Raw genomic sequence first — 10,935 nt, 5'->3', positions numbered from 1 at the left:
CCTTCAAAGGCATTGCCAAGCGCCATCCTGGCGCCCCGAGATTACTCCGCCTAGCGGCGGCATGTCTCAGATATGCCAGCTTGTCCGTTACAGTCCGGTAAAGGCACGAGAATATTACGTCCCGCGATTGCAGGTAATTGCTGTCCGGTCAGGGAAGATGAGCCATTGGCGGGAGCTGTTTGTGTTTGGTCGCCTTGCCCATCCGGAAGCGGCACGCGGGGCCCGATCATCGGCGGCAGAGCCGGCGCGGGTTGCGGCTGCACGACGGGAGGCCGCCGCGTCACGACGGGGCGGACTATGACGGTTGGCGCCGGCCGGGCTGATAGCCATGGTGATCGGCGCCGTACGGTATGGCGCTGCGTCCGGATAGACCATTTCGCCGGGCTTGCCAAGGACGGCATCGGCTCCGCGCGGTGCGCCGAAGGGGTTCAATGCAGCGCCATCGAAACGTCCGGCGATCGTATAGCCGTAGACCGTGCTCAGAAGCTGGCGCTCTGTTGCATGCGCATCGCAGAGCCTGACCCTAACTTGAACCGTGCCGAAATTACGCTGCTCCTGCGGCGGCGCGAAGCCCGCTTGAACCTGCTGCCAGGCATAAAGGCAGGTATCTCCAGCCCGACTTTGGCCGGATGCATAGCCAAAGGGGCCGTAGCTGTTCTGAACGAAGATCGCCGAGCGGGCGAGGCGCACGCCCGGAACCGCCGCGGCCATTTCGCGAGCGATGGTCCGATCGTTGATGGTATTGAACGGCCTGCTACCGAGCGCCGGATTTGATCCCGTTATCCCGAGAAACTGCACCTTGAGGAAGTTCTGGCCAGGAACTGAAGAAGAAGTCGCGAGCGAAATCGTCTGATCCACGTCCTTGCCATGCCTGTTCTCGACGACATTGACGATCGCCGGGCCACCAGGTGGCGGAAAAGCCAGGGCCTTGTCGTTCGTAACCGTCTCCACCCCGATGGATTGCCGAACATGCCCCGTCGTCGAGCAGCCGGCGGTCAAGCCGGCCAACGTCATCAGGGTTATCGTCTTCAAAAGGTGCATGTTTCTGGATCGCGACAAAGTTGTTCTGCGTTATATCGTCCGCTGAATTACGCGGCAGGGTTGGGAATCAAACCCTTGTATTTGATAAGACGAATAAGCAGGATTATGGTTAACCGAGTGTTAACGCTGGGGTCGTTGTCCCATGCAGGAGTATTGGACAGTGCGGGTTTCGATTGTCATGAGCAATCGTTTGAACCGCAATGCGGAGGGGCGGTTATAGCCGCCGCCCCACAATTTCTTTGGCAGCCAGATGCTATTTCGCTCTGCGGAATGCGACCTGCACCGCTCTGTTAAGGGCAACTGGCAGGAGCGACATGTGGTTCTCGCCGGCATATTCTTCGAATGTGACGGTTCCCGTGAACAAGGCTAACGCTGACCATCGCTGAGCCATTTCTCGTGCCAGTTCGATGGTGCGCGTTTCCTTGGCGCCCTGCTGCCTTTTATGCTCATCGGCCGCGCCCTTGTGGAATGGCGCAAGCTTCTCTCCTTCATATTCCCCGGCGGAAAGATGAAGCTCTATGTCGAGAGGGGCGTCGAGGCTGGCTAGAAATTCCTTTTCCCGTACGAGAATGTTGCCGTCTTCCCAATAGATCGACGGGCTTGCAGAGATCCAGCGGTCGAAGGCGATCGGTTTCGCAAACAGCGCAAAGAGCGTGAAAAGACCGCCGAACGAGTGACCGAAAAGCGTCTGGCGCGATCGGTCGATTGGCACTTGTTGTTCTATCCAGGGCTTGAGCTCGTCTTCGATCATTTTCAGAAAACGAGCGCCGCCGCCAGTGCGGACGTCAGGTGTATCGGGATAGAATGGCGGATAGACCCGCCCGGGCGGCGGGCTCAGGTCCCACGAGCGCCGGAGCGGATCGTAGGGTCCATCCGTGGGATAACCGATGGCGACGATGACGCCTTCCTGAACATTGGTTCCATTCGGATAGGAAGATTGGACCTTGAGGGCGTCGACTGCCGTAGCGAAACAGGCATTCCCATCGGTCAGATAAAGGATAGGCCACCCCTCCGGCGGCGCCGGTTTGTCGGGACGGTAGATAAGTATCCGGTGCGGCTGATCGGCGTTGTCGAATTTCAGGTCGACATAGGTCGCACCGGCAAGAGTAACCGGCAGCGGCGGCGTTGCCGTGCTGTTTGGTGGCAATTGGGACATGGTTTCCCCGAGTGATCGAAACGCGGTTGATCGGCAGATCTGTGACCGCTTCTTAAAAGATGATAATATTCGTCATATTATGTGATTCAGGATCTGGCAAGCTATTCAAATGCAGCTCGGATGTAATCTTTGATTGTATTGTTCTGATTGCACACGCCGTTTCCGCCCACGAAAATATCACGATCGCCCCGAATCTCAAAAAAAGATGACTATTATAATCATGTATTCTTGACGGCAGCCGCAACTGCAAACTAGTTTGCGCCATCTTTTTCAGAAACGGGTGGGCACAAGAGACCATGACGCAGGGATCACTTAATTATATCAATTATTTGACGGACACTAAAATCGGTCTTTCGCGTAGTGCCACGGCCCTCGTCACCCTGTTTGCATTAAGCGGAAATGCCTTTGCGCAGGATTCCGCTACCAACGCGAACAGCGGCAATGCGACCCAGCTCGCGCCGATCATTGTCAGCGGTCAGTCGAGCGATGCCAGCGACAATACAACGGTAGCGGCAAAGAAGAGCCGCGGCGCCACCAAGATCAATACGCCTCTGGTCGAGACGCCGCGATCCGTTTCGGTGATCACCAGGAAGGAGCTGGAAGAGCGCGGTGCACAGGATGTCATCGAGGCGGTGCGTTACTCCGCCGGCGTCCAGACCGGCTCCTACGGCTTTGATCCACGCTTTGATCAGGTCATCGTCCGCGGCAATGACATTACGACCGACGGCGATTATCGCGACGGGCTGCGGCAGCCCTATATGAATTACGGGATGTTCCGCACCGATCCCTATTCGCTGGACCGGGTAGAGGTGATCAAGGGTCCTGTATCCGTTCTTTATGGCGCGGGTTCGCCGGGCGGCATCGTCAACAAGATCTCGAAACTGCCGACGGACGAGACCATCCGGGAGGTTGGGGTCCTCTACGGAACATCCGACCGCGCCCAGACGATGTTCGACTTCGGCGGCCGGGTCAATCAAGACGATGACAGCATGCTGTACCGGATCGTCGGTCTGGCGCGAAAGGGCGATACCAATTTCGATATCGCCGACGATCGCTATTTCATACAGCCGTCCTTCACCTGGAAGCCCGATGACGCGACGAAATTTACCGTTTACGGCTCGGCCCAGTCCACGGAAACCGATGCCAATGTCGGCGCACTGACCGGCCCGGATGGAAACGTGCTTAATTTGCGCGAGAGCGACCCCGACTACGACTATCAGAAGACCCGGCAGCAGCAGCTCGGCTACCAGTTCGAGCACGAGTTCGACGGCGGCTTCACCTTCCGTCAGAACCTGCGCTACTCTCATCTGGATCTGAAAGCGCGCTATCTCAGCGTCTATAGCTGGACGGGCAACGTCGCCCATCGTGGTGCGAGTGCAATCAGCGATACCATGAACGTCTTCCAGGTCGATAACCAGCTCGAGTCCAAGTTCGATACCGGTCCGGCCGCCCATACGATGCTGTTCGGCCTAGACTACACACATATGAACGATTCCTTTGCATATGGGATGGATGCAACCAGCAACCCTGCCTACGACTTCGATATTGATAACCCGACCTATGGTGTGTCGGGCCCGACTCCGGATTATAATTTCAGCCGGGTCAAGGGCAGCCTGCAGCAGTTCGGCGCCTATGCCCTCGATCAGATCGAACTCGACAAATGGCGCTTCACACTCGGCGGACGCCAGACCTGGGTCAAGCAGTCGACCGATACCAATTTCGTTTCTTCAGGAACGACCACCGACGACAGCCTCAACAAGAATGCTTTTTCCTACCAGGTCGGGGCGCTCTATCTCTTTGACAACGGCATAGCGCCTTTCACCAGCTATTCGACCTCCTTCAATCCGGTCACGCAACGCTCCGCCTCCGGCAGCATTCTTGATCCGACGAAGGGCGAACAATACGAACTGGGCGTGAAATATCAGCCGCCAGGCACTGACATTTTGCTGTCGGCCGTTGCCTATCACCTTGTCGAGAAGAACAAGCCTGTTCTGGTCGACCCGGTGACGCTCGTTTATGCCTCGCTCGGCGAAGTCACCAACAAGGGGATCGAGCTGGAAGCCAAGGCGAACGTAACCGACGCTTGGGATGTGATCGCATCCTATTCCTACAATCATTCGGAAATCACGCGTGGTGATGACTCGGGCAATGCGCCCGCCGTGACGCCGAAGAATATCGCCAGCCTGTGGTCGAACTACAGTTTCCAGGAAGACACGGTGGCCAATGGCCTGAAGGTCGGCGCTGGCATTCGCTACACGGGTGAGAACTACACAAGCACGGCCAACACCGCCAAGAACGATGCCAGTATCTATCTCGATGCGGCGCTCTCCTACGATTTTGGCGCGATCGACCAGAAATACAAAGGTCTGACGGCCTCTTTCGACATCCGCAACATCGCCAATCGCCGCCTGACGGTGTGCAATAGCGGCTATTGCTATCTCGGACAGGGCCGTAACATCACGGCGTCGTTGAAGTATCGGTGGTAAACTTCCTGCGGGCGCCGATTTTTCCCGGCGCCCGCTTTCATCCCGATGGCCGCCTTTCGTTGGCTGAACCCGGTCTTCCCATCAGGAAGGCTATTTTGCAGCCTAAGCCTGTTTCATAAGGTGTCCTCATCCTTGCTGCTTCGGCGATGAGGCTGTAGCTTGGCTGAAAGTATGCCCGATCATCCCATCCGGAGGCTTCGTGTGGCCGAGGTCTTGTTGTTCCACCATGCACAGGGATTGACCCCGGGTGTGTGTGGCTTTGCTGACGGGTTGCGGGCTGCCGGTCACATCGTGCATACGCCGGATCTATTCGACGGGCGCACGTTCCAGAGCATCGAGGAGGGGCTCGCCTATATCGGCGAGATCGGATTCGACGACATGCGGGAGCGCGGCGCCCGCGTCGCCGATGAACTGCCTTCCGCGCTCGTCTATGCCGGGTTCTCGTTCGGTGTATTGCCGGCGCAAAAACTGGCGCAGACACGGCACGGAGCCCGAGGCGCTCTCTTCTTCCATTCCTGCCTGCCGATCAGTGGCGAATGGGCCTTCGGACCCTGGCCGGACGGCGTCCCGGTTCAGATTCATGGGATGGAAAACGACCCGATCTTCGCCGGCGAGGGTGATATCGATGCCGCCCGTGAGATCGTGGCCAAGGTCGAGGATGCAGAGCTTTTCCTTTATCCCGGCGATCAGCACTACTTCGCCGACAACTCGCTCCCATCATATGATGCTGGTGCAACCGCGCTGCTGACGAGCCGAGTGCTTGAGTTCCTGGATCGCGTCTGATCTACGCCGGCGTTTTGACCCAACTTCAGCTGCGGACGTGGTTCCGCAACAACGCTTTATTCTTAAGATTATGCCGTCCTGCGCCGCTTCATCAGCAGGATCAGCAGCAGTGGGGCGCCGACGAGGGCGGAAACCAGTCCTGCGGGGATCTGATAAGGGAAGGCGATCATTCTGCCAAACCAGTCCGCAAGTACCATCAGACCACCACCGGCAAGGGCTGCGCCGGCAAGCTGAGGCGTTGCTCGCCGCAATCCCAGCTCTCGCGCCAGATGCGGACCCATGAGGCCGATGAAGCTCAAGGGGCCGACGACGAGTGTGGCGGCTGCGGTCATGGCGGCAGCCAAAGCAAACAGGCAGCCGCGGGCAACGTTGACGCGGATGCCAATGGCCTGCGCCGCCTGCGGGCCGAGTGGCAGAAGATCGAGCCAGCGATGCGCGAGGAAGGCTAGCACCAGGCCCGCGAAAGCAGCGGCGGTCGCCGCTGTCGCTTTCGGTATATCAACGAGATAGGTAGACCCGCTCATCCACTGCATGACGATCATGGCACGTGGATCGCCGCTGGCGGCGAGCACGCTGATGAAGGCATCGAGCATGGCGCCAAGGGCAATGCCTGTCAGCAGGACACGTTCCGGCGCAAAACCGGAACGGATGCCGAAAATGAAAATGGCTAGCAGAACGGCGAACGCGCCGAGGCCACCGAAGCCGAGTTGGGCTGCCATGCCGGGAGCGGGCAGGATAAAGAGGGCGGCGGTGACACCGATCGTTGCGCCGGCAGAGATCCCCAGCACTTCCGGGCTCGCCATTTCATTGCCGCTGAGCCGCTGCAGGATCGCACCGACAACGCCGAGCATCGTGCCGGCAGCAAAGGCGGCGACAACGCGCGGCAACCGATAGGGCAGCACATCGGGCCATTGCAGATAGGCGAGAATTGTCCAGGCGCCATCTGGGGCGCGTCCGAAGAAAATTGCGCCCAGAAGGAGGATAACAAGCCCGCCGATCGTCACGAGCAGAAGCCTTCGCGAGGTATGCGCCGCCCGCTTGGAGCCATGCGATAGGGCGGGCACGCTGCGCTGTATTGCCTTGAAGCGCGGCAACATCAAGAGCAGGAGCGGCGCCCCGAGCAAAGCGGTGATGGCGCCTGTGGGCAGGAATGTCGATGACGCGCCGGAAAGGAGCATCAGCGCTTGATCGGTCAAAAGCAGCAAGCCGGCGCCGATGAGCGGCGACCAGATGAGTTGGCTCTTCATGTGTCGCGCACCGGCGAGATGGGCGACACGCGGAGCGATCAGGCCAATGAAGCCGATGACGCCGACGGCGCTGGTGACGATCGCGGCGAGTACGATGGCAAGGCAAACAGCGGCAATGCGTGTCCGCTTGACCGAGAGGCCGAGCCCGCTGGCGCCACCGTCGCCGAGTTCCATCAGCGATAGCGGCCGTGCCATCAGAAAGGCGGCAGCCGCGAGAATGACGGTCTTCGGCAGGAGGGAAAGCGGAATGGTCCAGCTTTGCTGTGCCAGTGATCCCGCCCCCCAGATGAAGAGACCGGAGAGATAGCGGTCGTTCATCAGCACGAGAATGGCGGCAAGCGCGCCGCTCCAGACACTGACGATCAAGCCGGATAGTACCAGGGCAAACGGAGAGAAACCCCGTCTCGCGCCAATCAGGAAAACGACTCCAGCGGCGGCAGCACTTCCAAACAACGCAACGACATCGCGGCCAAGGCCCTGTAATGCCGGAAAGGCGAGCATGACGGCGACGAGCGCGAGGTTCGCACCGGCGGAAATGCCGAGGGTCTCGGGCGAGGCCAGCGGATTGCGCAGCACTTGCTGCAAAAGGCTTCCCGAAAGTGAAAGGGCAGCACCGGCAAGAAGTGCGGTGGCGATCCGCGGCAGCGTTGAATAGAGCAACAAAAGGCGTTGAGGATCGTAGGCCGCCTCTTGTACCAGCAGCCGCGGAAAGTCTGGAGCCACCTGATGCCAGGCGAGCAGGCCAGCCAGCGCCAATAGCGTCAGCGCCACGGCGGGGGCGCCGAGAATATTGTTTACCTCGGTGCGGCTCATGCGATTTTTTCCAGATGATCGAGCAGGATGCGCGCGAAGCGCTCCGCTTCCTGTACCATGCCGAACATAAGCGTCCCTGGAAGCACCGAGACGCGTTCGGCCTTTACGAAGGGCAGGCTGGTCCACAAGGGGCTATCCTGCAGTTTGTCGAGTATGTTGGGCGGGAGAAGGGGTTCGAAGGCGATCAGGCGCAGGCTTGGATCGAGCGTCGCCAATTGCTCCAGCCCGATCGTTTCGAAGCCCCAATAATCACCCGAACCTGTCCAGGCATTCTTGAGACCGATCCTGCTCATGACATTCTGATAGAGGCCGGCGCCGCAATAGATACGGGCGTGACGGTCGTCGACGAAATTGATCAGTGCCAGCGGCGGCGGCTGAAGCTTGCTTACGCGGCGGGCGCAATCGTCGAAAAATTGCTCGGATCGAGCCAGAAAGTCGTCCGCCTGCCGTTGCCGACCGATGGCCGCGCCGAGGAGCCGCGTGGCTTCGATGGAGCGTTGCAGAGCCTCGCCGCCTTCGGCATATATCGTCAGCTCCAGCACCGGCGAGATTGCTTCCAGGCGAGGCTTCAGGGGGGCGAGATAGGGCGTGGTCAGGATCAATGCCGGCTTCAGGCTTGCGAGAACCTCGAGATTGATCTCGCTGGTGGTGCCGAGATCGACAACGCCGGCCGGCATTTTCGGCTCGATGACCCATATGTCCCAATCGGCAAGCGACGCGATCGCCGCAGGTGTGACTCCGAGGGCCAGGAGGGTCGATGCCAGCCCATAGTCGAGCGAAACGATCGGGCCGGATATTGTTTCGGTCGCTTGGGCCATTCCGGGAGCGGCAAAGAGCGCCGCGGCAAGAAGCATCTGGCGGCGTGAAAGCTTCAGGCTTTCAAAGCGTGGTTCAGATGACATAGGCAAGGGGCGTTCCATGCACCGGGTGGGCCGTCACACCCATATTCGTGCCGTAGATCGTATGCAGCGTTTCCGCCGTCATCAGGCTGGACGAGGGGCCGGCGGCGATCAGATGGCCTTGCTTCAACGCATGCAGATGATCGCAGAAATGCGCGGCGACGTTGATGTCATGCAGCACGAGGATGACGCTCAAACCCTTGGTGTGGCAGAGCTCCCGCACAAGGCCGAGGATTTCCATCTGGTGCGCAATGTCGAGCGCCGAGGTCGGCTCGTCCAGAAGGAGGCAGCGGCTGTCCTGGGCGACCAGCATGGCTATCCACACCCGCTGGCGCTCGCCGCCCGAAAGCGTGTCCACCATCCGGCTTTTCAGCGTATCCACATGAGTGAGCCGCATCGCCGTCTCGACCTTCTCGCGATCGGCATCGGTAAAACGGCCGAGAGCTCCATGCCAGGGGTAGCGGCCGCAGGCGACAAGTTCCTCGACGGTCATTCCGGCCGCGGATGTTGTATCCTGCGGCAGATAGGCGACGGCGCGGGCAAAGGCGCGCATGTCATAGGAATTTACCGAGACGCCATCAAAGACGATCCGTCCGCCCGTCGGCTGGATCTGTCGCGCGAGCAATTTGATCAGGGTGGACTTGCCGGAGCCGTTGTGCCCGATCAGGCCGGAGATCTCGCCGGCATTGAAGGTCAGATCGAGCGGATGAAGAATGGTCTTGCCATCGACATCGAAGCGCAGGCTCTCCGTCGTGAAGACAGGGTGCGGCTCAGGGTCGACCTGGGCAATGGGTTGGGCTTTCATGGTTGTCTCTCGGGAAGCATATGGTTTGGTCATATATCGCGTATCTGCAAACGGGCGGTATTAGTGCATTGCCATCAATGGCTTGACGAAGAACAGGCACGGATTGTCTTCCTGCCAGAGGGTGGGGAAGATTTCCGCGCGGATGAAACCGTTTCTGTCGTAGAAGGTGCGCGTCGCATCATATTGCGGCTCGTTCCTGCCTCGGGGAGCCAACGTCTTCACCGTCAGAAGCTTGCAATCGGCGGAGCGGGCAAATCGTTCGGCAGCGGTCAGCAAACGCTTGCCGATGCCGCCGCCGTGATATCGCCGCCGCGTGGCGATCACCAGGATTTCCATGGCAGATGGGGGATGCGGTCTCACGGCAACGAAGCCGGCGACATTATCCTTCTCGATGCAACCGAACATCGGGAGGGTTTCCACCGCATGAGCGCAGGCGTCGATGACAGCGGGCTCCGTAAACCAATCCGTCAATTCCGACATGATGTCACGACAGATTTCGCCCTTGCATTCGGTTATCTCAACTGCTTCCTGCATCTATTCTTTCTCTTGCTGGCAACGGTTTGCCGAAGATGGAGCCGCATCGCTATCAGGCACGCAACTCCCCGGCGCGCAAAGACCGATCGCGCTTGTGACCGCGACCCGAAGCCATGGCCTGATCGGCCTCTAGCGCAATCGCTGCCAGGCAGCGCGAGTGCGCTTCTCGCAGAAGGCCGCAAACAAGGGCACAGGATACGCCCGCCTCCTTGGCGATGATATTTTGGGGAACATCATCGAAATAATGCTCCTCATAAAACTTGCGGGTCCTGGCCGGCATCGCCTCGACCGTGCAACGGAAAGCCTTATAAGCTTCAGCCTCGCGCAGGTGTTCCTCGGGACTTCCATAGGCGGAGGTGCTGTCGCCAACTTCCTCTTCGACGAAGAGGCCCCTCTCATATCGCAGGCGTCGCATATGGTCGGTCGCCAGATTGCGTACCATGCGCATCAGATAGGGCGTGGGCGCCGCTATATCCTGCCTGAGCGGCTTTGAGACCAGTTGCAGAAGGACTTCCTGCACGACATCTTCGGCCAAGCTCATGCAACCCGTGATCCTGCGCGCGACGGAGAGGAGCTTCGGGTAGGCGTGAAGTGCGGTTTGGAGTTGCTCATTGGAAGTCGACTGCGAATGGTTGGCAATCATGTCGGGCTCTCGCTGAAATCCAAAGTTGCATTTCGATGTGCCCCTCTTTTTCGGGGACCCTATAAAACATGATAATGATAGTCAAGATAGAATCGAAAGAAAGCGGCTCTTCTTCGCTTCAGCCATTTATCTCCATGATTTTATTTTAATTTTAAAGAAACTTCATGAAGGAATTTAAGTCTGCATGGTGTTGCCAAATGGGTTCCGTAGTGGTTTGCGAAACGGCTGTAGCCCATTGAAAACGGATGGTTTCTCCACCGCAATATTGGCCAGACCAGATGGAAGTTGGCTTTGCTGATGATTGGCTCTTGATATCTATGATTGTATCGTCGGCGCCGAGTATCACGTGCTGCGGGTCAGTGAGAAAACCATCGCCAAGGCACTTGAGAGCCGCCTCCTTGCGAACCCAATAGGACAGAAATGTCATGTGGCGCTGCTCGAAGGCCAGTTGGTGAATATCGTCAAGCTCGCGCCCGGAAAGAATCAGCGGCATGATCTCGCGGGCTTCAGCTTCGGAAAATGCATCGA

Annotated in this window: 9 protein-coding genes and 1 pseudogene; 2 read left to right on the top strand and 8 right to left on the bottom strand. The window is 58.8% G+C overall.

The window, feature by feature from the left end:
* Positions 1–50: 50 nt before the first annotated feature.
* A pseudogene (bcsN, locus tag BSK43_RS30165) lies at positions 51–1,041 on the bottom strand (cellulose biosynthesis protein BcsN).
* A 253-nt stretch (positions 1,042–1,294) separates the two neighbouring features.
* On the bottom strand, positions 1,295–2,197 hold the full coding sequence (locus tag BSK43_RS30160) for an alpha/beta hydrolase-fold protein (RefSeq protein ID WP_136687354.1): 903 nt from the start codon (positions 2,195–2,197) through the stop codon (positions 1,295–1,297).
* A 296-nt stretch (positions 2,198–2,493) separates the two neighbouring features.
* Here BSK43_RS30160 and BSK43_RS30155 point away from each other — a divergent pair, with 296 nt between their 5' ends.
* Together BSK43_RS30155 and BSK43_RS30150 are read left to right on the top strand one after the other, a co-directional pair.
* Positions 2,494–4,683 carry a TonB-dependent siderophore receptor gene (locus tag BSK43_RS30155; protein WP_077467206.1) on the top strand — a complete coding sequence of 730 codons (2,190 nt, stop codon included), beginning with the start codon at positions 2,494–2,496 and terminating at the stop codon, positions 4,681–4,683.
* 201 nt (positions 4,684–4,884) lie between these two features.
* Entirely contained in the window at positions 4,885–5,466 is a 582-nt protein-coding gene (locus tag BSK43_RS30150) for a dienelactone hydrolase family protein (RefSeq protein WP_077467653.1), read from the top strand.
* Positions 5,467–5,534: 68 nt separating this feature from the next.
* On the opposite strand, the gene fhuB is transcribed toward BSK43_RS30150, so the two are convergent.
* The 6 genes from fhuB to BSK43_RS35880 all read right to left on the bottom strand — a co-directional run bounded on the left by fhuB (position 5,535) and on the right by BSK43_RS35880 (position 10,900).
* On the bottom strand, positions 5,535–7,526 hold the full coding sequence (gene fhuB, locus BSK43_RS30145) for a Fe(3+)-hydroxamate ABC transporter permease FhuB (RefSeq protein WP_077467205.1): 1,992 nt from the start codon (positions 7,524–7,526) through the stop codon (positions 5,535–5,537).
* On the bottom strand, positions 7,523–8,428 hold the full coding sequence (locus BSK43_RS30140; protein WP_077467204.1) for an iron-siderophore ABC transporter substrate-binding protein: 906 nt from the start codon (positions 8,426–8,428) through the stop codon (positions 7,523–7,525). Before BSK43_RS30140 ends, fhuB begins: the two co-directional genes overlap by 4 nt.
* A complete protein-coding gene (locus tag BSK43_RS30135; RefSeq protein WP_077467203.1) occupies positions 8,418–9,230 on the bottom strand; it encodes an ATP-binding cassette domain-containing protein in 813 nt (270 codons plus the stop codon). The genes BSK43_RS30140 and BSK43_RS30135 overlap by 11 nt, the downstream gene beginning before the upstream one ends.
* Before the next feature lie 60 nt (positions 9,231–9,290).
* A complete protein-coding gene (locus BSK43_RS30130) occupies positions 9,291–9,764 on the bottom strand; it encodes a GNAT family N-acetyltransferase (RefSeq protein ID WP_077467202.1) in 474 nt (157 codons plus the stop codon).
* Positions 9,765–9,816: 52 nt separating this feature from the next.
* Entirely contained in the window at positions 9,817–10,407 is a 591-nt protein-coding gene (locus BSK43_RS30125) for a sigma-70 family RNA polymerase sigma factor (protein WP_077467201.1), read from the bottom strand.
* 151 nt (positions 10,408–10,558) lie between these two features.
* The gene (locus BSK43_RS35880; RefSeq protein WP_246662795.1) at positions 10,559–10,900 is read right to left on the bottom strand and encodes a 4'-phosphopantetheinyl transferase superfamily protein; all 342 of its coding nucleotides are present in this window, start codon (positions 10,898–10,900) and stop codon (positions 10,559–10,561) included.
* Positions 10,901–10,935 lie beyond the last annotated feature (35 nt).

Source organism: Rhizobium sp. P44RR-XXIV, from assembly GCF_001999485.2.
Lineage (GTDB): Bacteria > Pseudomonadota > Alphaproteobacteria > Rhizobiales > Rhizobiaceae > Rhizobium.
The sequence above is the reverse complement of the archived record's forward strand: the minus strand, read 5'-3'. Positions and strand labels throughout refer to the sequence as shown.

Excerpts from the sequence above, each read along its gene's own strand:
- BSK43_RS30160 (WP_136687354.1), bottom strand. The coding sequence starts at position 2,197 with ATGTCCCAATTGCCACCAAACAGCACGGCAACGCCGCCGCTGCCGGTT.
- BSK43_RS30155 (WP_077467206.1), top strand. The coding sequence starts at position 2,494 with ATGACGCAGGGATCACTTAATTATATCAATTATTTGACGGACACTAAA.
- fhuB (WP_077467205.1), bottom strand. The coding sequence starts at position 7,526 with ATGAGCCGCACCGAGGTAAACAATATTCTCGGCGCCCCCGCCGTGGCG.
- BSK43_RS30140 (WP_077467204.1), bottom strand. The coding sequence starts at position 8,428 with ATGTCATCTGAACCACGCTTTGAAAGCCTGAAGCTTTCACGCCGCCAG.
- BSK43_RS30135 (WP_077467203.1), bottom strand. The coding sequence starts at position 9,230 with ATGAAAGCCCAACCCATTGCCCAGGTCGACCCTGAGCCGCACCCTGTC.
- BSK43_RS30130 (WP_077467202.1), bottom strand. The coding sequence starts at position 9,764 with ATGCAGGAAGCAGTTGAGATAACCGAATGCAAGGGCGAAATCTGTCGT.
- BSK43_RS30125 (WP_077467201.1), bottom strand. The coding sequence starts at position 10,407 with ATGATTGCCAACCATTCGCAGTCGACTTCCAATGAGCAACTCCAAACC.
- BSK43_RS35880 (WP_246662795.1), bottom strand. The coding sequence starts at position 10,900 with ATGCCGCTGATTCTTTCCGGGCGCGAGCTTGACGATATTCACCAACTG.